The organism is Methanobrevibacter gottschalkii DSM 11977, assembly GCF_003814835.1.
Classification (GTDB): domain Archaea; phylum Methanobacteriota; class Methanobacteria; order Methanobacteriales; family Methanobacteriaceae; genus Methanocatella; species Methanocatella gottschalkii.
In genome coordinates, this window is record NZ_RKRG01000001.1 from 200,097 (window position 1) to 225,857 (window position 25,761).

General features: G+C 31.1%; 30 protein-coding genes and 7 tRNA genes. 7 read left to right on the top strand and 30 right to left on the bottom strand.

Annotated elements, in window-relative coordinates:
- Window positions 1-4: 4 nt before the first annotated feature.
- From EDC42_RS01020 to EDC42_RS01090, 15 genes are read right to left on the bottom strand one after another with little or no spacing between them, the layout of a single operon-like run.
- The gene (locus EDC42_RS01020; RefSeq protein WP_069575708.1) at window positions 5-1,003 is read right to left on the bottom strand and encodes a respiratory chain complex I subunit 1 family protein; all 999 of its coding nucleotides are present in this window, start codon (window positions 1,001-1,003) and stop codon (window positions 5-7) included.
- A gap of 3 nt (window positions 1,004-1,006) precedes the next feature.
- The gene (locus EDC42_RS01025; protein ID WP_069575709.1) at window positions 1,007-2,137 is read right to left on the bottom strand and encodes a hydrogenase large subunit; all 1,131 of its coding nucleotides are present in this window, start codon (window positions 2,135-2,137) and stop codon (window positions 1,007-1,009) included.
- Between the two features lie 12 nt (window positions 2,138-2,149).
- Window positions 2,150-2,596 carry an NADH-quinone oxidoreductase subunit B family protein gene (locus EDC42_RS01030; protein WP_069575710.1) on the bottom strand — a complete coding sequence of 149 codons (447 nt, stop codon included), beginning with the start codon at window positions 2,594-2,596 and terminating at the stop codon, window positions 2,150-2,152.
- Window positions 2,597-3,088, bottom strand: a complete 492-nt coding sequence (locus tag EDC42_RS01035; RefSeq protein WP_069575711.1) for a 4Fe-4S binding protein — start codon at window positions 3,086-3,088, stop codon at window positions 2,597-2,599. It lies immediately after the preceding gene.
- Window positions 3,089-4,495, bottom strand: coding sequence for a 4Fe-4S binding protein (locus EDC42_RS01040; RefSeq protein ID WP_069575712.1), 1,407 nt, complete (start codon window positions 4,493-4,495; stop codon window positions 3,089-3,091). It lies immediately after the preceding gene.
- Window positions 4,496-4,507: 12 nt separating this feature from the next.
- Complete coding sequence (locus EDC42_RS01045; protein WP_233144919.1) at window positions 4,508-4,759, bottom strand: energy-converting hydrogenase B subunit J; 252 nt, start codon at window positions 4,757-4,759, stop codon at window positions 4,508-4,510.
- Window positions 4,756-5,232, bottom strand: coding sequence for an MnhB domain-containing protein (locus EDC42_RS01050; RefSeq protein WP_069575713.1), 477 nt, complete (start codon window positions 5,230-5,232; stop codon window positions 4,756-4,758). Before EDC42_RS01050 ends, EDC42_RS01045 begins: the two co-directional genes overlap by 4 nt.
- Window positions 5,229-5,468, bottom strand: coding sequence for an EhbH (locus EDC42_RS01055; protein ID WP_069575740.1), 240 nt, complete (start codon window positions 5,466-5,468; stop codon window positions 5,229-5,231). Before EDC42_RS01055 ends, EDC42_RS01050 begins: the two co-directional genes overlap by 4 nt.
- 34 nt (window positions 5,469-5,502) lie before the next feature.
- Window positions 5,503-5,838: a hydrogenase gene (locus EDC42_RS01060; protein WP_069575714.1), complete on the bottom strand. Its 336-nt coding sequence runs from the start codon at window positions 5,836-5,838 to the stop codon at window positions 5,503-5,505.
- Window positions 5,835-7,292, bottom strand: coding sequence for an energy conserving hydrogenase EhbF (ehbF, locus tag EDC42_RS01065; protein ID WP_083234912.1), 1,458 nt, complete (start codon window positions 7,290-7,292; stop codon window positions 5,835-5,837). Before ehbF ends, EDC42_RS01060 begins: the two co-directional genes overlap by 4 nt.
- Entirely contained in the window at window positions 7,282-7,668 is a 387-nt protein-coding gene (locus EDC42_RS01070) for a cation:proton antiporter subunit C (RefSeq protein ID WP_069575716.1), read from the bottom strand. The genes ehbF and EDC42_RS01070 overlap by 11 nt, the downstream gene beginning before the upstream one ends.
- On the bottom strand, window positions 7,668-7,910 hold the full coding sequence (locus tag EDC42_RS01075) for a DUF4040 domain-containing protein (protein ID WP_083234913.1): 243 nt from the start codon (window positions 7,908-7,910) through the stop codon (window positions 7,668-7,670). Before EDC42_RS01075 ends, EDC42_RS01070 begins: the two co-directional genes overlap by 1 nt.
- Window positions 7,903-8,325 (bottom strand): cation:proton antiporter, encoded by a 423-nt coding sequence (locus tag EDC42_RS01080; protein ID WP_069575718.1) that lies wholly within the window; start codon window positions 8,323-8,325, stop codon window positions 7,903-7,905. The genes EDC42_RS01075 and EDC42_RS01080 overlap by 8 nt, the downstream gene beginning before the upstream one ends.
- Window positions 8,322-8,588, bottom strand: a complete 267-nt coding sequence (locus EDC42_RS01085; RefSeq protein WP_069575719.1) for a hypothetical protein — start codon at window positions 8,586-8,588, stop codon at window positions 8,322-8,324. Before EDC42_RS01085 ends, EDC42_RS01080 begins: the two co-directional genes overlap by 4 nt.
- Before the next feature lie 44 nt (window positions 8,589-8,632).
- Complete coding sequence (locus EDC42_RS01090) at window positions 8,633-8,947, bottom strand: monovalent cation/H+ antiporter subunit E (protein ID WP_069575720.1); 315 nt, start codon at window positions 8,945-8,947, stop codon at window positions 8,633-8,635.
- A gap of 361 nt (window positions 8,948-9,308) precedes the next feature.
- Here EDC42_RS01090 and EDC42_RS01095 point away from each other — a divergent pair, with 361 nt between their 5' ends.
- On the top strand, window positions 9,309-10,274 hold the full coding sequence (locus EDC42_RS01095) for an arsenic resistance protein (RefSeq protein ID WP_069575721.1): 966 nt from the start codon (window positions 9,309-9,311) through the stop codon (window positions 10,272-10,274).
- Here EDC42_RS01095 and EDC42_RS01100 read toward each other — a convergent pair.
- Window positions 10,271-10,975 (bottom strand): metal-dependent hydrolase, encoded by a 705-nt coding sequence (locus tag EDC42_RS01100; RefSeq protein WP_069575722.1) that lies wholly within the window; start codon window positions 10,973-10,975, stop codon window positions 10,271-10,273. The genes EDC42_RS01095 and EDC42_RS01100 overlap by 4 nt on opposite strands.
- A 73-nt stretch (window positions 10,976-11,048) precedes the next feature.
- Window positions 11,049-11,789 carry a succinylglutamate desuccinylase/aspartoacylase domain-containing protein gene (locus tag EDC42_RS01105; protein ID WP_069575723.1) on the bottom strand — a complete coding sequence of 247 codons (741 nt, stop codon included), beginning with the start codon at window positions 11,787-11,789 and terminating at the stop codon, window positions 11,049-11,051.
- 43 nt (window positions 11,790-11,832) lie between these two features.
- Between EDC42_RS01105 and EDC42_RS01110 the strand changes: the two genes are divergently transcribed.
- The 3 genes from EDC42_RS01110 to EDC42_RS01120 all read left to right on the top strand — a co-directional run bounded on the left by EDC42_RS01110 (window position 11,833) and on the right by EDC42_RS01120 (window position 16,021).
- Window positions 11,833-13,755: an IGHMBP2 family helicase gene (locus EDC42_RS01110; protein ID WP_069575724.1), complete on the top strand. Its 1,923-nt coding sequence runs from the start codon at window positions 11,833-11,835 to the stop codon at window positions 13,753-13,755.
- Window positions 13,756-13,848: 93 nt separating this feature from the next.
- A complete protein-coding gene (locus EDC42_RS01115) occupies window positions 13,849-15,027 on the top strand; it encodes an argininosuccinate synthase (RefSeq protein ID WP_069575725.1) in 1,179 nt (392 codons plus the stop codon).
- Between the two features lie 268 nt (window positions 15,028-15,295).
- A complete protein-coding gene (locus EDC42_RS01120) occupies window positions 15,296-16,021 on the top strand; it encodes an NAD-dependent protein deacylase (RefSeq protein WP_069575726.1) in 726 nt (241 codons plus the stop codon).
- Here the strand turns inward: EDC42_RS01120 and sfsA are convergent.
- Both sfsA and EDC42_RS01130 read right to left on the bottom strand, forming a co-directional pair.
- On the bottom strand, window positions 15,968-16,684 hold the full coding sequence (gene sfsA / locus EDC42_RS01125) for a DNA/RNA nuclease SfsA (protein WP_069575727.1): 717 nt from the start codon (window positions 16,682-16,684) through the stop codon (window positions 15,968-15,970). The two genes, EDC42_RS01120 and sfsA, sit on opposite strands and share 54 nt — an antisense overlap.
- Window positions 16,671-18,212 carry a bifunctional ADP-dependent NAD(P)H-hydrate dehydratase/NAD(P)H-hydrate epimerase gene (locus EDC42_RS01130; protein ID WP_069575728.1) on the bottom strand — a complete coding sequence of 514 codons (1,542 nt, stop codon included), beginning with the start codon at window positions 18,210-18,212 and terminating at the stop codon, window positions 16,671-16,673. Before EDC42_RS01130 ends, sfsA begins: the two co-directional genes overlap by 14 nt.
- A 72-nt stretch (window positions 18,213-18,284) precedes the next feature.
- Here EDC42_RS01130 and EDC42_RS01135 point away from each other — a divergent pair, with 72 nt between their 5' ends.
- The gene (locus tag EDC42_RS01135) at window positions 18,285-19,418 is read left to right on the top strand and encodes an NAD-binding protein (protein WP_069575729.1); all 1,134 of its coding nucleotides are present in this window, start codon (window positions 18,285-18,287) and stop codon (window positions 19,416-19,418) included.
- 56 nt (window positions 19,419-19,474) lie between these two features.
- Here the strand turns inward: EDC42_RS01135 and fhcD are convergent, their stop codons facing one another.
- Together fhcD and EDC42_RS01145 are read right to left on the bottom strand one after the other, a co-directional pair.
- Entirely contained in the window at window positions 19,475-20,365 is an 891-nt protein-coding gene (gene fhcD / locus EDC42_RS01140; RefSeq protein ID WP_069575730.1) for a formylmethanofuran--tetrahydromethanopterin N-formyltransferase, read from the bottom strand.
- 83 nt (window positions 20,366-20,448) lie between these two features.
- Window positions 20,449-21,510: a UPF0104 family protein gene (locus EDC42_RS01145; RefSeq protein WP_069575731.1), complete on the bottom strand. Its 1,062-nt coding sequence runs from the start codon at window positions 21,508-21,510 to the stop codon at window positions 20,449-20,451.
- Between the two features lie 68 nt (window positions 21,511-21,578).
- Between EDC42_RS01145 and EDC42_RS01150 the strand changes: the two genes are divergently transcribed.
- The gene (locus EDC42_RS01150; RefSeq protein ID WP_069575732.1) at window positions 21,579-23,012 is read left to right on the top strand and encodes a TrkH family potassium uptake protein; all 1,434 of its coding nucleotides are present in this window, start codon (window positions 21,579-21,581) and stop codon (window positions 23,010-23,012) included.
- A gap of 48 nt (window positions 23,013-23,060) precedes the next feature.
- A complete protein-coding gene (locus EDC42_RS01155; protein WP_069575733.1) occupies window positions 23,061-23,720 on the top strand; it encodes a potassium channel family protein in 660 nt (219 codons plus the stop codon).
- Here the strand turns inward: EDC42_RS01155 and EDC42_RS01160 are convergent.
- The 9 genes from EDC42_RS01160 to EDC42_RS01195 all read right to left on the bottom strand — a co-directional run bounded on the left by EDC42_RS01160 (window position 23,715) and on the right by EDC42_RS01195 (window position 25,754).
- Window positions 23,715-24,326 (bottom strand): MBL fold metallo-hydrolase, encoded by a 612-nt coding sequence (locus EDC42_RS01160; RefSeq protein WP_069575734.1) that lies wholly within the window; start codon window positions 24,324-24,326, stop codon window positions 23,715-23,717. The two genes, EDC42_RS01155 and EDC42_RS01160, sit on opposite strands and share 6 nt — an antisense overlap.
- Window positions 24,327-24,385: 59 nt before the next feature.
- Window positions 24,386-24,533 (bottom strand) — tRNA-Trp (locus tag EDC42_RS09380).
- Between the two features lie 55 nt (window positions 24,534-24,588).
- Window positions 24,589-24,999, bottom strand: coding sequence for a Holliday junction resolvase Hjc (gene hjc / locus EDC42_RS01165; protein ID WP_069575735.1), 411 nt, complete (start codon window positions 24,997-24,999; stop codon window positions 24,589-24,591).
- Between the two features lie 116 nt (window positions 25,000-25,115).
- A tRNA-Glu gene (locus EDC42_RS01170) sits at window positions 25,116-25,190 on the bottom strand.
- Window positions 25,191-25,257: 67 nt separating this feature from the next.
- Window positions 25,258-25,333: transfer RNA gene (locus EDC42_RS01175), tRNA-His, on the bottom strand.
- A 29-nt stretch (window positions 25,334-25,362) separates the two neighbouring features.
- Window positions 25,363-25,445, bottom strand: a tRNA-Leu gene (locus EDC42_RS01180).
- Between the two features lie 55 nt (window positions 25,446-25,500).
- Window positions 25,501-25,575, bottom strand: a tRNA-Glu gene (locus tag EDC42_RS01185).
- 27 nt (window positions 25,576-25,602) lie between these two features.
- Window positions 25,603-25,676 (bottom strand) — tRNA-Ile (locus EDC42_RS01190).
- A 5-nt stretch (window positions 25,677-25,681) separates the two neighbouring features.
- Window positions 25,682-25,754, bottom strand: a tRNA-Asn gene (locus tag EDC42_RS01195).
- Window positions 25,755-25,761 lie beyond the last annotated feature (7 nt).

The following is a 25,761-nucleotide window of genomic DNA, read 5'->3' on the forward strand; positions in this document are numbered from 1 at the left end:
CCCCCTATAATAACCCAAGTGCAATAGCCAATATACCAAGCAGAGTTGTTCCCAAAATTGTTGGCAATAACTGTTTGTTTGTAAATACTGGTGCAAATGCTGAGAAAATACCCATCATAAATACAAATATTAAAGCAACAGCAATATTAACAAGAATTCCTAATGAAAATATACTTGGTGGAACTCCAATGAACAATACGGAAAATACAGAACCCAATACAAACATGAAAAATCCTCTTGTTATAAAGACAATAGACCTGTATTTAGCAGCATATTCCATATATGGTCCTTCAATAACATCCGATTTAGCTTTAATAATTGAAAATGGATATTCATTCAAAATTATCATATATCCTATAAAAAATACAATAGCTGCGATTCCACCAGCTACAGTAAATAAAAATGGCCCATGAACTTGTTGAAATGCAACTATATCCTTTAAGAAAATACTTCTAGCAGCAGTTACCGGAGCAAACAATGCTAAATACAATGGGAACGATCCATAAGTAATCATTCTTAAAGATCTTTTTGCACTTATATCTTCAATAAATGACAATGGAGCTTTAATATGTGCTGCTCCTTTTATACGATCCGGAAACGGCATTCTAACTGACATTACAGATTTAGATAATGCTCCCATTAAAACATAGCATATTTCTTCTACTTTTAAAAAACCAACAATGGCCACTAAACTTGAAAGTGCTGGAATTTTGTAAGCTTGAGGAGTTAATGCAATGAATACACATAAAATCACAATGAAACATAAAATCGGCAAGATTTTATATAACTTTGGAACAGGAGATGAAACTTCAACATTTTCCTTAAATAAGAATTTTAATGGAGCCATAATACCCGGAGCAAATACCAATGGTCCCACTCTTTGTTGGATTCTTGCATGAACATATTTTCTTTCAATGCCTGGAAGCAATGTCGAAATTACAAAACAAACAATAACTGTAAGAATTACTGCAACTATTGAGTTTGTAAGTATATTTGAATACATAATCTATCTCCTAATTACTTCAATTGCCCTATCAGTACAAGTGAAACATGGGTCACATTGCACAATACATAATTGACCATCTGTAAGATGGTTTCCAATGCAGGCATATTGCATTGCACCAATGTTTGCCATTGATGGGGTTCTGATAATACAATGTCTTATTCTACCTGTTTCCAATGCATAAGAATGATACAATGTTCCTCTTGGAACTTCAATATAACTTTCAGCAATATCCTCAGTATCAACCATATCCCAATCATTGTTAACTAATTTACCATCAGGAATATTTGCAATAGCCTGTCTTATAATCTTAATTGATTCAAAAGATTCTAAAACCCTCATTAATAAATTAGATTTTACATCACCATCTTGTTGTGTTACAATATTATAATCAAAATTATCATATTCAAACATAGTAGTCCTTAAATCTCTTGCGATGCCTGTAGCTCTAAGAGATGGTCCGGTTACAGCTAATTTAATAGCTTGTTTTTGTGGTAATACTCCCACACCCGTAATTCTTGATAACACAATAGGATCTGCAACAAATCTATCAGCAAAATCTGAAAGACCCCCTTCTAGTTTATCCATATCATCTTTAAGCCTTTGTATTTTGTTAGCATCTAATTCACATCTAGGTCTTACTCCTCCTAAAACAGAACAACCATATTGAACTCTGTTTCCTCCAATCATTGCAAGTAATTCCATGACAATTTCTCTTAAATAAAACACTCTCATTGAAAATGTTTCATGAGCTAGTACCTCACAACCATGAGCCAAATACAAAAAGTGTGAATGTAATCTTTCAAGTTCCCCCATAATTACACGAATATAAGTAGCTCTCTCTGGAATTTCAATGTCTAAACCTATTTCTGCAGTTCTGCATGAATTCCATATATGTGAATTAGAACAAATTCCACAAATTTTTTCAGTGAGTGAATTTGCCTTCTGAACAGGAAGGCCTTCCATAATTCTTTCTATTCCCCTATGATTAACACCAATTGTAATTTCGGCTTCTTGAATTATCTCATCTTCAACAAAAAACCTTACTTTATATGGTTCCAATGCAGCAGGGTGAACTGTACCCATTGGAATTTCTGTTTCAATTATATTATTTGTTGGTAATTTTTCATCCATATAATCCTCTCCCTAATCCGCATCCAATAATGTAGGTAAAAGTGACACAACACCAGCTAAAACATCTTGTGGCCTTACAGCACAACCTGGAACTTTTGCATCAACAGGTATAATTTTATCAACAGGACCTTCAATTTCTTCAGAAGGAATATCTCCATGGCAATTCTTATAAACACCACCCATTAAAGCACAACTTCCTGCAGCTACAACTAATTTTGGATTAGGAATAGCATCATAAATTGCCTCCAATGGTTTCCTATTTAAATGTGTGACAGGCCCAGTCACAACTAAAACATCAGCTTCACGAGGATTCCAAGTTAAAAACACATTATATTGTTCAGCATCAAATCTTGGTGATAATATTGAATTAACAATTTCAATATCGCATCCATTACATCCACCAGTATAAACCAACATGACATGTATTGCCCTTGCTCTTGAAAATGATTTGATTCCCATTTAATCACCATCCTCTTTATTTTTTAATACTGTTTTATCTGACAGATACTGTGCAATAATTTTAAGTTTATCATCGGATATTTTAAATGGCTGTTCAAGGAATTCTGAAACATCGACTTCCTGATCACCAACACAAGATGGATGAATAGCGCCTTTTTGTCCATAAAGTGAAAATATTGGACAAAAATCATGACAATAATAACATACAACACATTTTTCAAGGATAATTTCAGGTACTTGATCTTTAACCCAACCCTCAGTCAATTTAACTGGATGGGCTAATGGTTTCATTACAATCGCATTAGTTGGACATACATTAGCACAACCAGAACATCCAATACATGCACTTTCATCAACTCTATCATCTACTTCTACTGAAAGAGTTGCAATTTGCTTTTTCATATCCATATCTGTAACTCTATCAGCTGCAAAAAAGATTCTTTTAAAGTTAGTAAATGCTCCTTCTAAAGCTATTTTAATTAAATTTCTCATTTAAATACCCTCTAGTGAATCTTTAAAATTTCTTTCAAATAAAAATGCTCTTGCAGGACATGCATTTTTACATGCACCACAGTATGTACAATTTTCTTCATTAACAACAAATTCATCATTAATTTTTTCAATTGCATCATATGAACAGGTTTTATAACATAAACCACAATGCATGCATAATTTTTGTTCAATGAAATTGAATCCATCTTTGATTTCATTTTTATACATTGTAGATTTAGGAATCACATCAACTGGACAATGCACAGCACAATTTTCACATAATATACACTTGTCCAAATCAACAGAAATACTTCCCCTGTGAAGTGTGATTGCTTCTTCCTGACATACTTCAGCACAAATTCCACAAGATATACAATCCTCTGAAACTTTCCCATCCCATGACTGGGTCATAGATTGACGTGCACCATATTCATTACACACCTGAACACAATTTCCACAAGATACACAGAATCCGGACAATATAGGTAACTCCTCATCATTAAATTCATCATAAATGAACATTTCATCATCTTCAGTTAAGGTGTGAACAGGACAATGACTAATAGCCACATCATGATTCACATTCTCCATATCCAATGTTGGATCATACCTTAATTTACCATCAACCTTTTTATGAGATTCATTTTCACATAAATCAGCACATAATCCGCAATTTAAACATGAAATAATCGAACCATTAGGTTTTTGGTTCAATTTATTGACAACAATTGATGAATCCTCAACAGAAATTGCATTATGAGGACAAGCCTTCATACAATTAAGGCAGAGAGTACAAGATTTTTTATTAACAATTTGATGTTTATTCATTGAATCATTAGGACAAACATCTTCACATAACCTGCATCCACTACAAATTCCTTCATCCCAATCTATTTTAACATGAATAGCTCCAGTAGGACAATACTCCTGACATCTTCCACATAAAATACAATTCTCCACATCAGTTCCGAAGTAATTTCTTGTGACTACCTTAGTTTCGCTTTCTTTTTTGTATGGAACGTCATTTAATGGAGGATTGAGAATTTGTAATGATCTAATTAAATTTAATTGTTTATCTTTTTCAAGTTCATACCCATCAACACGATTTGAACAAACTTCATGACAAACTCCACAACGGGAACAAATACCATATACAATTCCATCTTCAATAGTAATATTGTTTGTAGGACAATTGTACATACACATTCCGCAGCCATTACATTTAGCCCTGTCTACAACATACCCCCCATAGCTATTTTGGAATATTGCATCATTTGGACAGTTTTTATAACATATTCCACAAGTAAGGCAACTAAATGCCCTCCCATTTATAAATTTAATAGCTTTTGTAGGACACTGATTAATACATTCTCTTTTTCCTTCACATGTACTAGTTGTTAAAAACATTATTATAACTCCTTATTTACTCCTTGCAAATAGTAGTTTGCCTACAAAAATTCCTATTAATGCAGATACAAATGCAGTTGAAATTGGTAAATCTGTATAAAACGGATAATTGCCAGATTGCCATGCAATAATGATTCCTGCAATAATGATTATTACAAATGATGTCCAAGTAAAATTTGAATCGCAACATTTAAGTTTGATTTGGGATCCAATAATTACACCCAATATTATTCCGAATATGATTGGTCCTAAACTTAACATCATTTACTCTCCTCTGTAATTTTTTTAAATCCTGCAAATGCGATAACAATTGCAGATAATCCTACAAATACTTTTAATCCAACAAATATATTGAGGTATGGAATAATACCTGCATTAGTAACATCGGGATAATGTAATACGTTTTGAATTGTAGGCGGCACCACATTCAATAAATCGGTACCCACATTGTATAAGAAAAATCCACTTACAAACAATCCAATTAATCCTAAAATAATAAATCCTAATGCCCCGATAGATTCAAGAACTTCAATGTATAAATGTGAGAATTCCAACGGAGAATTATCTAATCCATACACAAGGACAGATAATATAACACCGCCTGCTATCATAGCACCACCTTGGAAACCTCCCCCAGGAGTAATATGACCGCCAAGAATAGTCATAATACCTAAACAAATCAATATCATTGAAATTGGTAAAGAAACTAATTTTAAAATAATACTACTTTGACTCATTGTTTGTCCCCCAATAATCCTCTACCAAATATAAGTAAAACAACTAAACCAGCAGTTAATAAAATAATTGATTCACCCAAGGTATCATAAGCTCTGAAATCAAAAATAACAACAGTGACCATATTTGGAGCTATTTTAGTTCCTAAAACATTGTAAATATTACTTACACCTGCATTAATCATGCTACTTAAATGAAATACAGCATCAAGTAAAGTAACTGAAAATATTGCTGCCATTACTGATGCGATTAAATTACGAACAGTTGTGTGACTAGACAAGATTACCACCCCAATACATGACTACGCCTATAATTGCAAGTGTTACAATTGCATAAAATAACATTTTATCTAGAGAATCTTCTTGTTCAATTTTAAACTTAGGAATAAGTGGAATATTTATAATTAAAACAACAGCAACAAATAAAATAACTAATCCTGCAAGTAAAACACTAATATGCCTCAATAATATAGTTGCTAGAACTAATGAAACGATTAAAAATATTTCCGCCGTAATACTACCAGAAACATCTGCATTAGTTACAGGCCCCGGTGAAAACAATTTTCTGAATTGTTTCACAACATCAAATATTTTGTCATATAAGCTCATAATATTCCTCCTACAAAGCTAGAAATTCCATGTATAATAAGATTTGGGAATAAACCTAAGAGCACGATTATAATTAATAATATTCCCATTACAAATACCATAGCACGAGGAACCTCTTTATTTTCAACATCCAATTCAACTGGTTTTGGTTTTAAAAACATTGTATAGAATGTTTTTACGAACACTACAAATGTAGCTATGCTTACCATAATGGCCAATATAGATAATTCAGGGAATCCGCAACTTAAAGAAGCTTGAACAAGCATTAATTTAGATTGAAAACCACTTAATGGTGGAACTCCTGCCATTGCCAAACCACCAATTAAAAGCATGATACTTACTTTTGGATGGTAAGCTAAAAGACCCCCAAGTTTACGTGTATCAACTTCATTTGTTGCTTCAACTATTGCACCAAATCCAATAAATAATAATGCAGTAATTATGATTTCATTTAATGCTTGGAAAAGTCCTGCAGTAATTGCAAAATTAGTTCCAAGACCAATACCTAAACCAATGAAACCTAATTCACCAACAGCTAAAAATCCAATCATTCTTCTGAAGTCTGTTTGAGTTAATGCGAGTGAAACACCCAATACCATAGCTAAGATAGAGAAAAATACTATGAGAACTTCGAATATTGGCAATACAGAATAGATTCTGTACATGATCAATACGATTGAAATCATGGAAATAACAGTAAATGATTGAAGTAAAGCTGCTCCATGAGGTTCTGCTTTTGAATAAATTCCAGATTTTATAGTATGGAATGGTGGTAAACCAGATGCGTATAACCAACCAAAGAAGATTAATCCGAGTGATAATAAAAATACTGGAGATTTGGCATTAACTAAACCATTATGAACTGCAGTAACAATATCAGTTATATTTACACTACCCGTTAATGCAAGTAAGAATCCAATTCCTAAAAGCATTATCGGACTTCCAATTGATCCCAAAATCATATACTTTAAAGCCATTTCATAACTGTAATCAATTGATGATGCTGCAACTATACCAACTTGTGCAAGTGCCAAGATTTCGAAAAATACAAACATGTGAAATATGTCATCAGTTAAAATCATTGCAGTAACCGCTGCAGTACCTAAGAACAACAAGAATAAATAAGGTCCAGAAATCTCTTTATATTTAGTTAAATAGACAAATACAACTAAAAATGTTAAAAGACCAATCATTGCAATGAATATCTGTTGGAAGAATGTGAATGAATATGTAATTGCAGGATGATACACAACATTTGTCACATTATCCAAAATTGGTTCATATCCTCCAAAGTAATGGAGGCCATAATTTGACAATAATGGAATTAATGGAAGGCAAATCGCAATGACAAATGCAAAAATCTTAGTTGCTTTATTGAATTTTGAAAAGGCACTAATAATTAATGCTGCCATTAATGGAACAATAACCATAAGTGGAATTAATTCATTCATCATATTCCTCCTGTTTTGATGTATCTGCTAACATTACACTAGTGCTTAAAGTACCATACCTTTTGTAAAGAACCATTACTAAAGCAAGCATTACAGCTAATGTACTTGCACCAATTACAATACTAGTAAGTACTAAACCAAAAGGTAATGGATATGCCGCATTTGAAGCAAACCATGATGTGTCCATACCCGGCATTATAATAGGTACAACACCACCTGCTTTATAACCAATAGCAACAATGAATAAATTAGCCCCTTCTTCAATGAAACTAATACCAATTATTTTTTTTATGATATTATCAATAAAAATTGCAGAATAAAGTCCGACAATGACCAATGCAACTGAAGTCAACAATATCGCAAGTTGAGTTTGTGCCATTAGTTATCCACCCTCTGAGTTTTCTTAACAGCTAAAGCAATAAATACCGGTACAATTGCAGCACCCACAATAGCTTGAGTTAAAGCAACATCAGGTGCCAATAATATTTGGAAAAGAACTGCAAGAGCTCCTCCTGAAAATCCTGTTAAAATTGCTGCTTTTAATAAATCTTTTTGGATGAGAGCAAGAATAGCACTTAAAACTGTTATTAAACATAATATGAATTCAATCATCTTACTCATCCTCTTCAATTTCCAATGTAGTTACTGAAAACCTTTCGTCCACCTTAAATTTTTCTGAATCCTCACATTCTAAAGCTTGAATTTTTTCTTTAGGATGTAAAAATGGATGATCTTCACCTACATCTTCTCCAATATTTTGTAAATCTAAATTATTCTCTCTATCTTCTTTTTTCCAATAAGCATTAGCGATTGCATGTGCTATAAAAGGTGCTAGAATAAAGTAAATTCCAGCAAGTAAATACTGACCTATTGCAATCATTGCAATAACACAAGCAATATCGAAAACACCTACAATATGAATTCTTGCATAAACAACATCCTTTGTATTCTTATCCAAACTAATAAGGCCTATTGCAGAAATTATGGTTAAAATAGCAGATATGATGAGAAGAGCTGATTGAATATACTCCATCATTCATCATCACCTCCTAAAACTACAGCGAAAGCAACAGTGCCCACAAAACCAAAGAATATTAAAGCTAATGATATATCTCTAAAGAATTCAAGGTTGTATAATCCACCGATGATTAATAATGCAACTGCAAATGCGTTTACCACAATTGAACTTCCTAAAAGCCCCATAGATGTGGATTCATATGCACTTGCCCTTAATGCAGCCAACATCATTATCATCAATGCAATAACCACAATATAATTTGAAACAAATAATATATCCATACTATCTCACTCGATTATTTAATAAGAAAAATGTTAAAACTAACTTACTCTAACATTTTCTTTATATACTGCTCAAAAGGAATAACATCCTCTTTTTTTCGTGGAGAAATAGTAGCTACTTTGATAATGTTATTTTCACTGTCTAAATCAACAGACAAAGTACCAGGAGTTAAAGAAATACTATTTGCCAATATTGTCTGTGAAACAGGTCTCTCCAAAACCGTTTCAATGTCAAAGACAACAGGATTAATATTTCTTCTCATAATTCCATTAAATGCAACATCAAATGTTGATTTAAGGATTTCATAAATAAGGTCCAAGAAATAAATAATTCCATAACCAATTCTAGTCAAAAACATTAAATAAGCTCCATTTCATTAATAATTAAAAAGTCAAAATACTGACTATATTAATAACAGTATTATTTATCATGATTATTTATTATAAATGTTATGTATTTAATCAAAAAATCTACTAAAATATAAATAACATGCGTAATATTTTTTTAAAAAAATTAAGGAACACTCCAAAAGCAAATCCAACAATACAAAACATTTTTTATTTAACAATTGAAACATTATTTGAATTTATTGAAAAATATTTTTTGAGTTCTTGCCGATACCCATAGAATAATTATCATGCCAATTAACAAAAAATATCACAATTGAAAAGATTATATAATATGACTTATAAATTTAGGTATACCTAAAAGGTGTGCATATGAATTTAGTTGAAAAATTAGAACCGATAATAATCTTTTCTGCAGTATTAATTGGAATTCTTGCAAGTAATATAAATATAGCTCAGCATACCAATTATTTAATAAATATATTCTTATGTTTAATGATATACGGATTATTCTTAGAGGTTAATCTTAATGAATTAAAAAATAGTTTTAGGAATATTAAATTCACATTAACCAGCCTAATAATTAACTTCATATGGACTCCATTATTCGGATATTGGATTGGTTCAATATTTCTAAATGGAAATCTAGACATTTTAATTGGATTTTTTATGTTAATTATAACTCCATGTACTGATTGGTATTTAGTATTTACAAAGCTTGCAAAAGGAGATTTGAATTTAAATTTATCAATACTGCCATTAAACTTAATTTTACAAATAATATTACTCCCAATTTATCTAATAATCTTCTTTTCAAGTAAAAATTCAATAGACTACACACAAATCATTTATTCAATTTTAATAATAATCATAATACCATTTATTACAGCACAAATTACAAAATTTGTTTTGATAACATCATTAAAAGAAAGAGCGATAAATATAATCTCCGATTTAGAAATTTGGTTTTTATCACTTGCAGTTTTTTGCATATTTTCAAGTCAAGGAAAACAATTATTTGAAAATCTAAACTTCTTAATTACAATATTCCTGCCATTAATCATATTTTTTATTGTAAATTCTCTGGTGGACTTATTAATATCTAAAAAAATAAACTTCACATATCCCGAATATGTTAGTTTAACAATGACAACATTAGCACGAAATTCACCATTAGCGTTAGCTATTGCAATAATTTCATTCCAAAATCATGAATTAGTATCCATTGCACTTGTAATTGGGCCTTTGATAGAATTACCTATTTTATATATTATCTCTAAATTCTGTTTATGGATCAAAAACACCAAATTATTTTCATTTCATGATTATACTATCTAATATTTAATATACATTTCAAACAATTTAAATAAAGATGATGCATGATAAAATATAGATAAAATTGCCAAAATAAAAATTACTGTTAGTCCAAAATTTTTATAAACTTTTTTTGAAGACAATGGAGCAAAAAGTTTAATTCCCGATGGAGTAAATGAATCAAGAACAATATGTGAAAATATGCCTAACAATAAACTTAAAACTATTTCAGTATATGCAATATCTCCTGTTTTAATTACAAACAAAGAAATGAAAAATATTGGTAAAAAAACCATCAATAATTTTTTATTTAAGAATAAAAAGCTCAATAAAGAAATCAATATTGCTAAAATCAGATAATGATTATTTAATGTAGTAACTATTGTTATTAATTGTAATGCCCAAATCAATATTAAACTAACAGCAGCAGTTAATGTCAATACTCCAAAAAGTGAATGTGTAAAACTACGATGTTCAGAGAAATAAAATGTTATACCTAAAAATACAATAATCAGACCAATATAATAAGGTAATTTAAGAATATAAAGTGATATAAAAATTATTAACCCCAAGATAATCATCTTATATACATTATCCTTTTTGAATTTATGATCAAAATCTGGAATATTTGCACCTATTAATGTCAAAGAAATTAACAGAGGATTGTGAAAAAACATGCACGCAAGTAAAAATGCAAATATAGAATGCCCCTTATAAGACGACAACTTAAATCACCTTACAAATATTATTTTAATATAAAATAAAAATAATTAATCCAAGAGCATTTGAAAAGTAATATTAAATTCCAAAATAAGATAAAAAACTTATCATTTGATTAAAAGATGTCTCAACAGTACCCCTACCAACATTGCCAAATGGAGATAAAACTTCACAAGTAACAGATGGAATTCCATTTAAATTACAAACATCTTCAATAGCTCCTTTATACATAGAACCTGCAAAATCAAAAGAAATCAATTCAGAACCAACATTCCTTGAAATATAATTTGCCATTAAAAAACTTTCAGGAGAAGGAGATTTAGATGAAAAAATAGACTCGCAACCAGGATTTGAATTAAAAGAAGTTGAATGAAAATCACCAACAGCGACAATGCCTAATTGTTCAATAGCCTGCATGATTAAATTACTTACTGAATTTTTAATGTGAGATGCTCTATTTAAATCAAGTTCATTAAAAGTTCTTTCATTATTCATGGAAGATTTTGGAGCTGCAAAAGGGATTAAATAAACAGTATTAGTTAATTTTTTATTTAACAATTCATTTATCAAATATACATTAGCAATTTGAGGAGGTAATTCATTCCCATGGATTCCAGATAGAACCAGTATTTTCTTTCCACCATTACCTAATTTAAAAATTGGAGTACCATAAACAGATTTTTCTAAAATAAACTGATTAAGAGACGATAATTCCAAATGATTTAAAATATCTTTATTTCTTGAAATATAACCACCGGAAAAATCTGAGATATAACCCATTTTTAAATTTTCAAATTGACCTATCTTTTTTAAATGCATAATTAATTATACATAAAACTCTTATTTAAAAATAGGGATTAAATTGAAGAAATATATTAAGAGATTAATCAGACTTGTTAACTATGAAAGAGATGCTGAAATAGACTTAATGACACATGAAATAAGTACAATGTCTGGTAAAAAACGAGAAGAATTAGGAAGGGCAATAAATAAAGTTAAAGGAAAAATTATAGGCAAAGAATTAGGTTTACAAATCGTTCAATTCGGAAGATCTGAGAGAATTGAAACTGAAATATCTGTGGGAGACATGGTTTTGATTAGTACCGATAATCCCCTTAAAAGCGATTTAACTGGAACTGTTACCGAAAAGGGAGCCAGATTTATAAAAATTGCATTTGATAAAAAAATCCCCAAATGGGCGATGAAAAAGAAAGTTCGTATAGATTTATATGCTAATGATGTTACTTTTAAAAGAATGGAAGATAATTTAAGACATTTAAATTTAAGGGGAAAAGATGCGCTAGAATATATTTTAACTGAAAGAGATCCAAGAAAAAATAAACAAATTCCTTATATTGATTATATTGATAAATCTCTTAATGATTCACAAAAACAAGCTATTAAAAATGCTCTGTCTTGTGAAAATTTCTTTTTAATACACGGACCCTTTGGAACTGGAAAAACAAGAACTCTAGTTGAATTAATATCACAGGAAACAAGACAAAAACACAAAGTATTAGCTACAGCCGAAAGTAATGCTGCAGTAGACAATATCTTAGAAAGATTAATGAATAATAAACAATTAAATCTAACAAGACTTGGACATCCGCAAAGAGTATCAGAACATAATATTACTCAAACTTTAGCATACAAAGTTGAGAAACATGAATTAAATAAAAAAATTAAAAAAATTCACAGAAAAATTGAGAAATTAATAGAAACCAGAAATACCCATACAAGACCAACACCCCAATTCCGTAGAGGCTATGGAGACTATGACATATTACATAATGCTTCAAAAGGAAAAGGCGGTCGTGGAATTAGTCCTGAAAAAATGAAATCTATGGCCAGTTGGATTGAATGCAATCAAGAAATTAATGAATCATATGACGATATAAAGAGAGTAGAGAATAAAATGATTCGCGATATTATCGAATGCAGCGATGTTATTCTATCAACAAACTCATCAGCTGCTCTTGATTCAATAGCTAAAACTAAATTTGATGTTGCAATTATTGATGAATCATCTCAAGCCACAATACCTAGTATATTAATCCCAATAGCTAAAGCTAAGAGATTCATACTCGCAGGAGACCATAAACAACTCCCTCCAACAATTATAAGTGCTAAATCTAGAGATTTAGAAAAAACATTGTTTGAAGAGTTAATTAAACTTTATCCATACAAATCTCAACTATTAAATGTCCAATATAGAATGAACAAAGCACTTATGAAATTCCCAAACAAAGAATTTTACAATAATGGATTGAAAAGTGATCCAAGTGTTGAGGAAATAAAAATAGATGACCTACTCGACCATAATCATCATGAAGAAGCCTTGCTTTTCATCAATACATCAAATGTATATAATAATAAAGAAAAACGTTTAAAAGATTCAAAATCAATAATAAATCCAGTAGAATCCGAAATTACAATTAATATTGTTAAAAATTACTTAGAATCTGGAATTGATAACGAAGATATCGGGATAATTAGTCCATATGCCGACCAGGTTAAAGTAATACAGGATAATACTCCAGTTGAAGTAAAAACTGTTGATGGATTTCAGGGAAGAGAAAAAGAAATCATTATCATATCAACCGTTAGAAGCAATAATAATGGAAATATAGGATTTTTAAAAGATTTAAGACGATTAAATGTTGCAATAACACGAGCAAAGAGAAAATTAATAATAGTTGGAAACAAAGAAACTTTAAAAAATAGTCCCACATATAAAAGACTTATTGAATTTATTGAAAATGAAAATTTACTAATTGATTTATAGAAAATCCAAACTTTTTTAAATTATTATAAATACTATTAGAAACATAATTATTGAATGTATACTTATTCTTATTAATTATAACGGTGATTAAATATGACTGAAAAAGTAGTTTTAGCATTCAGTGGAGGATTAGATACCTCTGTTTGTGTTAAATTATTAGAAGAAAAATACGATGTGGAAGTAATAACTGCATGCGTAGATGTTGGACAAGGTGAAGAAGAAATGGAAAGAGCAAAAACCATGGCTTCTAAAATTGGTGGACTAAAACACTACAACATTGATGCAAAAGATGAATTTGCAAATGAATACATCGCACGTGCAATTAAAGCAAATGCAGAATATGAAGGATATCCATTAAGTACTGCACTTGCAAGACCACTTATCGCTCAAAAAATTATCGATGTAGCTGAAAAAGAAGGTGCAACTGCAATTGCACACGGCTGTACTGGAAAAGGAAACGATCAATTCAGATTTGAAGCAGTTATCCTTGCAATGTCTGATTTAGATATTATTGCTCCAATCAGAGAATTAAACTTAACAAGAACTGAAGAACAAGAATATGCTGCATCTAAAGGAATTGAATTAAGCTCCGATAAACTTTACAGTATTGATGAAAACATTTGGGGAAGATCTATTGAAGGAGATATTTTAGAAGACCCATCAAATGAACCTCCTGAAGAAATCTATGCATGGACCAAATCTTGGAAAGATTCAAATGATGAACCTGAAAAAGTAACAATTGAGTTTGAAGAAGGTGTTCCAGTAGCAATTAATGGAGAAATGATGCCTTTAATAGACCTTATTAGAAAAGCAAATGAAATTGCTGGAAACAATAGTGTTGGAAGAGTGGATACTATTGAAAACAGAATGATTGGTCTTAAAAGTAGAGAAAACTATGAAGTTCCCGGTGCTAAATTATTAATTGCAGCCCATCAAGCTTTAGAAGAACTAGTTTTAACTACAGATGAATTAAGGTTTGCCGAATATATGTCTACACTTTATGCTGACTTAGTCTACAGAGCATTATGGCAAGAACCATTAAGAGAAGATTTAGATCAAGCATTTGATAAAATGCAAGAAAGAGTAAGTGGAGAAGTTGTAATGAAACTCTTCAAAGGTTCCATCCAACCTTTAGTAAGAAAATCCCCTTTCAGCCTACATAGTATTGAACAAATTACTTTTGAAGACAAAGAAACTGACCAAAGAGAAGTTGAAGGTATGATTAAATACCATGGTCTTCAAGCAGCAAATTATCAGAAATTAAACAGATAGCTTTAATGCTATCCCCCCTTTTTTTATAGCTTAAAGAATAATATTCTTATAACATTCATCAACTGCAAAATTAAATTATTGATGAGCATGATTTGACTGTTACAAGGAACATGCCCTTTTAAAGGCCGAATACTCACCTAATGAGATTAAAATTATTACTTTGAATATATTTATTCATTATACTTCACTCAAGTTTAATAATATATTTAAAACTTTATTTAATAAATTAAGAAAAAAATTAATATTATTTGATAATATAAACTAAATTATGTCCAAACTTAACCAATTACAAGAAATTATTGATTCATCTGACAATATAGTATTTTTCGGAGGGGCAGGCGTTTCAACAGAAAGCGGAATTCCAGATTTCAGATCTGAAAACGGAATATTTGAAAGTTTAAATAAATATGGCAAAACACCCGAAAATATTGTTTCACATAGCTATTACATAGACCATACTGCCGAATTTTTCAAATATTATAAAGACAATCTTGTTTTTAAAGATGCTAAACCTAATCCTGCACATATTGCACTAGCTAAATTAGAAGAAATTGGAAAATTAAAAGCTGTAGTGACACAAAACATCGATGGACTTCATCAAAAAGCAGGAAGTAAAACTGTTTTAGAACTTCATGGAAGTATTCACAGAAATTATTGTCAAATATGCGGAAAACAATATGAATTAAATTCCGTTTTAGAAAGTGATGGAATACCAAAATGTGAATGTGGAGGAACTATAAAACCGGATGTTGTTTTATACGAAGAACCTCTAAACAGTGCAGTTTTAAATTTTTCAATAGATTACATCTCAAATGCAGATACATTAATCGTTGGAGGTACTTCTCTTGTTGTTTATCCTGCAGCAAGCCTTATAAATTATTTTAATGGAAAAAATCTTGTTTTAATTAATAAAAGTGAAACACAATATGATAATCTTGCATCACTTGTCATTAACGATGCCATCGGTGAAACTTTTTCCCAGATCAAAATCTAAAGCTTCTGGAATTAAATTTATACCATCTAACTGATTATCACATCTATAAACAAGAATTTCAACACCCTTTTCATATGCTTCATTTAGAGTTTGTGAAAATTTAGGATCATTTTCCCAATTTGGTCTAAAAAATTTTCCAACAGGATGTTGAATTAAAAAGAATACAACACAACGATTCCCTTCTTTTTTAAGTTTTATTAACTCTTTTAAGTGTTTTGAACCTCTCTCAGTTGGTGCATCAGGAAATCTAGCTTCCCCATCAACAATTAATGTTACTCCTTTTACTTCAACATAACATTCTTCGGTTTCATTTTCAAGATATATATCAATTCTTGAATTATCAATAGTTTTTTCTCTTTGATAAATAGAGTAACCATTAAGTTCTTTTATTTTACCCTCAATAACTGCATCATACACAATTGTATTCGCTTGTTGAGAGTAAAGTGATACTAACACATTTTTGTTTTCTACAAAATGAAGTGAAAATCTAGTTTTTCTTTTTGGATTATCAGCAACTTTAAGCCAAACAACAGCATCATCAACTAAAAGCTCCTTACACCTACCAGTATTTGGCACATGAGCTATTTCCAAATTACCCCCAACTTCAACCTCGGCTATGAACCTATTAGGACGATTTTTAAAAATTCCCTTAACATAATCCATCTTTAATCACATTACCAACAAAAGACACTAAATCAGTGGCTGAAAACCCATTTCCTTTCTCATCAAATGCCCTGTCACCTGCAAGACCATTAATAAAAACAGCTAACGAAGCGGCATCAAAAGCATTTAAACCCTGAGCAGATAAACTAACCACAATACCAGAGAGTGCATCACCAGTACCTCCAACAGTCATTCCAGAATTTCCACTTTTATTAATTTTAAAATTATTTTCAGATAAAATTAAATCATATTTTCCTTTAACAATGACTGTTCCTTTAATTTGGTTAGTGATAAATTGGATTTCAGTGATATTCTCATCAACTTTTTTAAAATCATATGAATCAATATCTAATTTCAAATCATTTTTAACCTTGAAAAATGATTTAAACTCAAAAATATGTGGAGTTAAAATAATATCTTCACGATTCCTAATTAAAGACAGTTCAACTTGTTTTAATGCATCAGCATCCAAAACAATTGGCTTTTTAATTTTTGCTACAAGCAGATTAAATAATTTAGAAGTACTATCAGATATTCCTGCTCCAGGACCAATTAAAATTGCATCAACATTTTCAGATAATCTGATTATCTCTTCACCATGTTCCAGAGATAATTCATCCCCTTCAAGAGAGTTAACTATTAAATCAGGAGATGTCGCCTTTATAGCTTCAGCAGCTTTTTCAGGTGCTGCAACATGAACCAAATCTGCGCCTGCACCAATTGCAGCCATTCCTGCAATTGCAGGAGCACCAGAATAATTAGCAGATCCTCCTACAATAAGTAAACGACCATTATTTCCTTTATGTGAATCAGAATCCCTATTTTTAAGTCTTAAAAAATCCCCATAATTAACAAAATATTCCGCTTCAAATGGAATTCCAATGTCTGCAGTTATTATACCGCCAACCGCTTCTTCATCAGCATTCCTAACTCCTGTTTTGATTTTATGAAAACTAATAGTATAATCTGGAATAACCGCCAAATCATCCACCACACCTGTTAATGGATTCATTCCGGAAGGAACATCAACACTTATTTTAAGCCCATTAGATTCATTAATTACTTCAATGGCTCTTTTAATATTAGTTTGTAAATTCCCATCAATTCCAGTTCCCAAAAGACAATCAACTATTATGAAATCACTAGTTTCATCACTAACAACTTCACAATTATTAATATCATCCAATGTTTTTAAATTAAAAATATTCAAACGAGACAAACGTGGCTTCATATTCTTTAAGATTTCAAGATTAGTTTTTGCATCTTCAGAGCGAATGTTATCTTTTAACATGTAAATATCAACATCATAACCCCTATTTAGTAAGTATCTTGCTGCTACAAAACCATCTCCACCATTTCCACCAGAACCAGTGAAAATAACAACTTTTATAGGCTTTGCAAATGTGTATACTGCAATTTTACCAACTTCTTCTGCTAGAGACTTCCCTGCAGATTCCATCAAACATAATCTAGACAATCCTAAATATTCACAATTATAATCCGTAACCATCATATCAAGTGGATCCAAAAAATCACCTTTAAATTAAAATATAACTACTTAATATAAATATAATTATCTTAATTTCAAGGAAACAAACCTATGAGAAAAATAACAATAAGACTTTTAACCAGATTACCCACAAAATATGTGACAATCGGACTACTATTAATTATCGCATTATTTGTTTATGGAATATTAGGTTCATATTTTATAATGCACCTGAATATTATTGATTCTATTTATTATTCTATTATTACCATGGCAACTGTAGGTTATGGAGATTATACACCACATACAGGAATTCAGAAGATTTTTGCAACAACATTAGCTCTTTCAGGTGTTGCATTACTCGCTTATGTATTTAATATCATGTTAACAAGTTTCCAGGAAAAAATGAGCACATATTCAAAAGGAGCAAGAAAAATGAAAACAATCGAGGATATGGATGATTATTATATTATTTGTGGATTTGGCAGAGTTGGAAAAGTAGTATTTGATGAATTAAATAAAAGAAAACAGAACATTATTGTAATTGAAAAAAAAGAAGAAATTTGTAATAATATCGAAGAGAGTAGTTCTGTAGTTAGTATTCATAAAGATGCAAGTGAAGACAATTTAATATCAAAATTAGCTGGTGAAAGATGCAATAGTGTGATTGTAAGTACTGGAGATGATGTAAACAACTTATTTATTGTATTAACAATCCGTGAAACAAACCCTGATGCTTGGATTGTAACAAGAGCCAGTAAAGTTGAAAACATTCCTCGTCTTAAAAAAGCAGGTGCAGATAAAGTTGTATCCCCTGAAATAAGCGGAGGACAAGATATGTTTTTCGAATCTACAAACCCTTATCTTTTAAGAATAACAGTAAAACACACTGTAGACCAAATATATGATGAATTTAAAGTTATTAACAAATATGATTGCAGTTTAGAAACCATTGATTACCACATTCCAGGAGTTGAAACCCCACTCACCCGTGAAATATATGTAACTAGACTTGCAGATGGCAAAAAATATTATAACTACCTACAAACACATGATGATCAAAGACAAGCATTAGACACATTATACAGAACTACAAATAATATACATTCACATTTAATCCTAGGTCAAGATAAAGAGTCTTTCGAGAATTTAATAAAAGATTTAAAAGAAATAGAAGAAATTATTGGAATTAACTTAACTAATGAAGAAATAGCTAAAATAACTAGAAAAGAAGATTCTAATTAACTTATAATAAATAAATCCAAAGAAATGAATAAAAAAAGAAAAGAGAATAAAATTCTCTAGAATAATTCTTGTAAGTTCATGATGTAGGCACCTAATTTACCGTCAAAGTTACCTGCACTAATTTCAAGTACACCATCAACTTCACAAGCTGCTTCAATACCCGCTTTCATAGCTGCTTTGACAGATTCTTCATCTACACCATCAATAACAATTTCAAATACACCATCAGCATCATCCCTGATATCAGAATCCACTTCACCTTTTAATGTTACACACATTTTTTCATTAGTGGACGCATTTAAGAATTTTGAGTATTTGTTGGATCCTACTTTAGAACCAGAAGCAACCATACCACCAGGGAATGGAGTAATTACACCTTCAACTTTAGAAATAGCTTCAACAGCAGCTTGTGCTGCTTCTACTCCAGTCATTTGATCTTTTGCTAAAATGAAGAAGTTTCCACCTGCCACACCATCCTTATAACCAAATTCAGATTCTACTAAGAAATCCCCAGACATAATTGGAATAGAGTGAATTTTTCTTCCATCAATTTCACATTCTTTTTCAAAACCGTCACCGAAGAACTTTAATTTGTTACCGGTTTTTAAGGTAGTTTCTGATTCAAGACAGTTGAATGCAGCTGCAGTAGGAGCTGTTAAAATACACATTCCAACTCTTTCCATTAATTCATGATCAAGTGCTTTTTTACCACCTTGACAGATCATAATAACATAACCCGGTCTTCCATCAGGAGTATTTTCTGCCGGTACAAAGCAATCAATACCAGCTTCTGCAGGACATCCAATAACAGAAGTTCCATAACCTGTTGCTTCAGTTGCTGCGATTTTTGCCAATTCTTCAGTTGCTGCAGTAACTAAAATTCTAGTTACTTTAATTCCGAAACCTTCTGCATATGTATCTTTAATTTCTACACCATTAATTTCCATGATTTCACCAAAATTAATATACAAAAAATAAATTTTTTGCTATACTAAAATCTATGTGTATAAATTAAAATAAAGTTTTCTATTTAATTATCAATTTCATTTTCAAGAGCTTCTTCAATTTCATCATTTGATGAACCGAATGAAATTTTATCCAAAATTGAAGATCCATAATGAGGTAAAATAATCATTCCTAAAATAGTGGCCATCCAAAATGAAATTAATCTCTCAATAACAGTTGCAGCAGCACTTATTGAAGCAGATATTCCTGCAACAGAATAAAATACAACCATAATTCCATCAACAGCACCCAGTCCACCCGGAAGAAGTGGTATCATACCAACCAGTGAAGCAATAATAAATACTTCCCCAATAACAATAGGACTAATATCCGCTCCAAAAGCTAAAAATACAATATAAACCCTTAAAATTTCAAAAATCCAGATGATAAATGATAATGGCAATGCATAATATGTGACTTTTTTACTTGAAATAACAATTTTCATTGTACTTTGGAAATCTAAAATTACAGCATGAATTTTATTTTCCAATTCCTCAGAATTCTTCTTATAAAACCTTCTAACTAACTTAATTATCCATCCATCTACACGTTTACCAAAATTAGGGTTAATAGACATGTATATAATCATCAGTAAAAAAGCAACAATACATATTACAGCTGAAATCATTACAATAAGTAACCATAAATCAAAATTAAAATAAAAAGTCATACCAATAATTGTTATAACTGTCAGCACAACAAATGGAAAAGTATCTAAAGCTCTATCAGCAACAACAGTAGCAAATGTCTCCCTCATCGGATAATCTTCTTCTTTAGATAAAATATATGCTCTAACAGGCTCTCCCCCACCACGTCCAGATGGAGTTATATTATTTACGGCAAGACCTACCAAAATCATCGGAAGTAATTTTTTAAAACTGGTATTAATATCTGCTAGATTATTAAGTATTTGCCAACGTAATGTGTACAAAGCATATGTAAATATTTGTACACCAATAGCTAACGCTATTAATTCTAATTTAGCTACATTAAGAGCATCAATAATATCTTCTATCCCAACCAACCACAACATTATGATTAATATAAAGACACTTATTCCAAGAAAAAATACTGATTTTTTATCCATAATTAGTATTATAATTATATTTCAATACTTATAAATTTATATAGAAATTTATCCAAATTAATACATTAATGAGATATATAACAAAAACTGACTTATTGGTTATTGGATTAAATTCCGGATATTTATTAATAGGAATTGGAATAATGTGTTTAATTCCATTAATATTTGATTTAATATATTTTGAATTTGATTTAATTAGCTTTATTCTGCCTGGAGCAATATCAATATGTCTTGGATTCTTTTTAACAAAATATCTCGATGAATATTCAAATAAAAATGTTCGACTTAAACATGGTATGATTATTTCATCTCTTGGATGGATATGGGCAGCTCTTATTGGCGGATTAGTTTTTATGCTTGCAACCAATATGCCCCCAATTGATGCTATCTTTGAAAGCATGTCTGCTCTAACAGGGACTGGAGTGACAATGTATACAAATTTAGAAATATTACCTCATAGCATACTCTTTTTTAGAGCTTTTGAACAATGGATTGGAGGTTTAGGAGTTGTAGTCATGGTAATTAGTGTTTTAGCAAAACCGGGTACTGCAACCTCAACGTTATATCATTCAGAAGCACATGATGAGCGTATAAAACCAAGTACTAAAGCAACCCTTGAAAAAACAATAGAAATTTATATAATTTATACTGTTGTAGGAATTGTATTATATGCAATAGCTGGAATGCCACTTTTTGATTCCCTATGCAATACATTTTGCATAATTTCAACTGGAGGTATGAATGTTAAAAATGCAAACATGGGCTATTACCATAACGACTTAATTTATTTCATATCCATTGTTTTAATGATACTTGGTGCTACAAGTTTTTTAGTACATTATAAAGTTATAAAAACAAAAGGAAAATCATTGTTGGAAGATTTGCAATTTAAAATAATTATCTGTGTGATTGCAATTGTAACATTGATGCTTTATTATGTATCAAATATTGTCCCGATGGAATTATTATTCACAGTTGTATCAGCAATTACAACAACAGGGGCCAGCATCTCCTCATCTTTAACAATGGCGAGTTGGCCATCTTTTGTAATAATCTGTTTAATCTGTTTAATGTTATCTGGAGGTTCTAATGGATCTACTGTAGGAGCTATTAAACTTATCAGATTAATAACATTTTTCAAGGGAATCTACAGAAATATACGTGAAATCTTATCACCGAGTGGTAGAGTTGTTCCCATAAAATTACAAGGCAGACCATTACCTGAAAATGCATCAGAACAATCTGGAAATTATATCACATTATATCTAATGTTTATAATGTTTACATGGGCATTATTCTGTTTCTTCGGCCATGACCCATTTGACAGTTTATTTGCAACTGTATCACTTCAAGGCAACAATGGTTTAGACCTGGGGATTATTACCAATCAAATACATCCTGTCTTAAAAATAGTAAGTATGCTCAATATGTGGATTGGAAGATTAGAAATATACCCAGTTTTAATCACATTAAGAACTGTTTTTGAAATTTTCAAAAGATAAACTTTATAATACTTAAAAATATATATTGATAAAGTTAGGTGATTTATAATGGATTATGTAGTAATTATGGGAGGAGGTCGTGTAGGGCTTGCTCTTGCAAACTTATTAATTAATGAAGGATATGACATTACATTAATTGAAAGTGATACAAAGTTATGTGATGAAGTTGCATCAGAACTCGATGCATTAGTTATTTGTGGAAATGGAACTAATTCTAAAATACTTGAAGAAGTGAACATTGAAGATGCAAAATATTTCATTGCAACAACTGGAAATGATGAAGCAAACTTACTTTCATGCATACTTGTTAGAAAATATAATGTTGAACATATTATTGCACGCGTAAGTAATCCGGATCACGAAGAAGCGTTTAAAGAAGTTGGAATCGAACAAGTAATAAGTCCAGAAAGAGCTGCTGCATCATATCTGCAAAAAATTGTTACAAGACCTAACACAGCGGAATTAATGACAATAGGGCAAGGAGATGGAGAAATTTTAGATATGACCATAACCAATAACAAAATTGTTGGTAAAAAATTTAAAGATGTTTCACCAACAAAAGATTTTATGATTATAGCTACTTATCAAAATGGAACACTAATCATCCCCCAACCTGACAACATTATTAGCCGTGGAGAAAAGGTTTCTGTTCTTGTTAAAAGAGGATCATTTAGTAAAGTATCCAAAAAATTAGAAAATAAATCATAAATATGAATATGATAATTTAATGTGTTCTTTTCCATTATTTTCAACGATTGGTCCATGACCTGGAAAAATTCTTTTGACATTTAACGCCATTAATTTTTCAACACTATTTTTCATATCATCATAATTTCCTCCAATATCCATTCGACCAACACCTCCACCAGCAAAAATGGTATCTCCACAAATTAGGTTTTCACCATCCCAAAGAGAAATTCCTCCACTTGTGTGTCCTGGAGTATGAATTACTTCAAAATCTGCTATTTTATCCCCTTCTTCTAATTCAATATCAACACGGGAATTATTTATATTATCAAAACCAAAAGCAGTGCCGGCAGTGCCTAATGTATCCTCATTTCTAATTGGAGTTGCATCCAATTTATGAACAGCAATTTTAGCATTTGGAAAAAGATAATTACCTCCAATATGATCAAAATGACAATGAGTATTAACTACTAACTCAATATCATCCGGTTCAACACCATTTTCACGCAGTTTAGAAAATAGATAATCTCTGTTTTCACCCGCGCCAGTATCAACTAAAATTTTATCATCGATTAAATAACAATTTGAATCATAATTATATCCTAAAATAAAAACAATTTTTGACATGAAAAATAATATTAATCCAGTAGTAATTAAAATTTTTGAAAAAAAGTTTTATATAAAAATGGGGTCACAGGGATTTGAACCCCGATCCTGGGATTTCTCTTGCCTCAGTACTCCAATTGTTCATCACAACAAGTACTGTTCAGTTACGCGTATATTTCTTCAAAGACAACTGGAGTCCCAGATGATGCCAGGTTACACCATAACCCCGTATATAACATACAACAATAATAAATTTATTTTAATAATATATAAAGATTACCATTTATTCAAATTTCATTTGTCTATCAATACCAGTTATTTCATCAATTTCCAAACCTTTTTCAAGTGCATAATCTTTTTCAACACGATAATTGCCTTTTTTAGTACGGGGAGTATTATCAGGCTCTAAAAATAACCATTTAGTATATTTAAATCTAACACCGATATACGGTTTAGCTCCAAAAATATTTGAGAATTCGCATAACTCCTCAATTTGAATAGAATCAATATATATTTTATCTTTTGTAGTTGTTTTAACTTCAATAGCTAAATATAATTTACCATTTCCAGCAACAACATCAGGTAAGGACTTTTTAGTAGCCCCTCCAGATGCTGGAGCCCTCATAGCTGCAAAATTCCTTTCCCAAAGTTTATGTACTAACTCTCTTTCTTCAGCCGATCCTTTTTTAGCCATAACAACACTCAACAAAGATAATAATTCATCTATAATACTAATTTTATATTAACATGATATATAATAAGAATGCGAGAGCATTTGAAAAGTAATCATGAAAAATAAATATCTAAAAATGCTCCGGCCGGGATTCGAACCCGAGTCTTCGGCTCGAAAGGCCGAAATGATTGGCCGGACTACACCACCGGAGCATAAGAACAACATACAAAATGCAAATTACATTAAATAATCTTAAAAAATCAAAAATAGATTTATAAATGGGGCCGGAGCCGAGATTCGAACCCGAGTCCCGGGATCCACAGTCCCGGAGGATGACCACCTACCCTACCCCGGCAAATGAAATAGATTAAAAAGTTGTAAGAATGCGGGAGCAGGGATTTGAACCCTGGTAGACCTGCGTCAACAGGTCCTAAGCCTGTCCCCTTTGGCCTCTCGGGCACCCCCGCTTATGAAAACAAAGGATACATAGAAACCATAAAAAATCTTAACAAGTTTTTAAAATGCTCCGGCCGGGATTCGAACCCGAGTCTTCGGCTCGAAAGGCCGAAATGATTGGCCGGACTACACCACCGGAGCATATGAATATAAACTGTTTAATCAACATGGGCCCAATGGGGTTCGAACCCATGGCCTTCCGGTTATGAGCCGGACGCTCTACCTGGCTAAGCTATGGGCCCAAAAGCGCCATCGACAGGGCTCGAACCTGTGACCAATCGGTTAACAGCCGAACGCTCTACCTACTGAGCTACGATGGCATATGAC

Bases quoted from the DNA above. Each gene is read 5' to 3' on its own strand.
- EDC42_RS01020 (WP_069575708.1), bottom strand. From the start codon at position 1,003: ATGTATTCAAATATACTTACAAACTCAATAGTTGCAGTAATTCTTACA.
- EDC42_RS01025 (WP_069575709.1), bottom strand. From the start codon at position 2,137: ATGGATGAAAAATTACCAACAAATAATATAATTGAAACAGAAATTCCA.
- EDC42_RS01030 (WP_069575710.1), bottom strand. From the start codon at position 2,596: ATGGGAATCAAATCATTTTCAAGAGCAAGGGCAATACATGTCATGTTG.
- EDC42_RS01035 (WP_069575711.1), bottom strand. From the start codon at position 3,088: ATGAGAAATTTAATTAAAATAGCTTTAGAAGGAGCATTTACTAACTTT.
- EDC42_RS01040 (WP_069575712.1), bottom strand. From the start codon at position 4,495: ATGTTTTTAACAACTAGTACATGTGAAGGAAAAAGAGAATGTATTAAT.
- EDC42_RS01045 (WP_233144919.1), bottom strand. From the start codon at position 4,759: ATGATGTTAAGTTTAGGACCAATCATATTCGGAATAATATTGGGTGTA.
- EDC42_RS01050 (WP_069575713.1), bottom strand. From the start codon at position 5,232: ATGAGTCAAAGTAGTATTATTTTAAAATTAGTTTCTTTACCAATTTCA.
- EDC42_RS01055 (WP_069575740.1), bottom strand. From the start codon at position 5,468: ATGGCAGCAATATTTTCAGTTACTTTACTTGATGCTGTATTTCATTTA.
- EDC42_RS01060 (WP_069575714.1), bottom strand. From the start codon at position 5,838: ATGAGCTTATATGACAAAATATTTGATGTTGTGAAACAATTCAGAAAA.
- ehbF (WP_083234912.1), bottom strand. From the start codon at position 7,292: ATGATGAATGAATTAATTCCACTTATGGTTATTGTTCCATTAATGGCA.
- EDC42_RS01070 (WP_069575716.1), bottom strand. From the start codon at position 7,668: ATGGCACAAACTCAACTTGCGATATTGTTGACTTCAGTTGCATTGGTC.
- EDC42_RS01075 (WP_083234913.1), bottom strand. From the start codon at position 7,910: ATGAGTAAGATGATTGAATTCATATTATGTTTAATAACAGTTTTAAGT.
- EDC42_RS01080 (WP_069575718.1), bottom strand. From the start codon at position 8,325: ATGATGGAGTATATTCAATCAGCTCTTCTCATCATATCTGCTATTTTA.
- EDC42_RS01085 (WP_069575719.1), bottom strand. From the start codon at position 8,588: ATGGATATATTATTTGTTTCAAATTATATTGTGGTTATTGCATTGATG.
- EDC42_RS01090 (WP_069575720.1), bottom strand. From the start codon at position 8,947: ATGTTTTTGACTAGAATTGGTTATGGAATTATTTATTTCTTGGACCTT.
- EDC42_RS01095 (WP_069575721.1), top strand. From the start codon at position 9,309: ATGAATTTAGTTGAAAAATTAGAACCGATAATAATCTTTTCTGCAGTA.
- EDC42_RS01105 (WP_069575723.1), bottom strand. From the start codon at position 11,789: ATGCATTTAAAAAAGATAGGTCAATTTGAAAATTTAAAAATGGGTTAT.
- EDC42_RS01115 (WP_069575725.1), top strand. From the start codon at position 13,849: ATGACTGAAAAAGTAGTTTTAGCATTCAGTGGAGGATTAGATACCTCT.
- EDC42_RS01120 (WP_069575726.1), top strand. From the start codon at position 15,296: ATGTCCAAACTTAACCAATTACAAGAAATTATTGATTCATCTGACAAT.
- sfsA (WP_069575727.1), bottom strand. From the start codon at position 16,684: ATGGATTATGTTAAGGGAATTTTTAAAAATCGTCCTAATAGGTTCATA.
- EDC42_RS01135 (WP_069575729.1), top strand. From the start codon at position 18,285: ATGAGAAAAATAACAATAAGACTTTTAACCAGATTACCCACAAAATAT.
- fhcD (WP_069575730.1), bottom strand. From the start codon at position 20,365: ATGGAAATTAATGGTGTAGAAATTAAAGATACATATGCAGAAGGTTTC.
- EDC42_RS01145 (WP_069575731.1), bottom strand. From the start codon at position 21,510: ATGGATAAAAAATCAGTATTTTTTCTTGGAATAAGTGTCTTTATATTA.
- EDC42_RS01150 (WP_069575732.1), top strand. From the start codon at position 21,579: ATGAGATATATAACAAAAACTGACTTATTGGTTATTGGATTAAATTCC.
- EDC42_RS01155 (WP_069575733.1), top strand. From the start codon at position 23,061: ATGGATTATGTAGTAATTATGGGAGGAGGTCGTGTAGGGCTTGCTCTT.
- EDC42_RS01160 (WP_069575734.1), bottom strand. From the start codon at position 24,326: ATGTCAAAAATTGTTTTTATTTTAGGATATAATTATGATTCAAATTGT.
- hjc (WP_069575735.1), bottom strand. From the start codon at position 24,999: ATGGCTAAAAAAGGATCGGCTGAAGAAAGAGAGTTAGTACATAAACTT.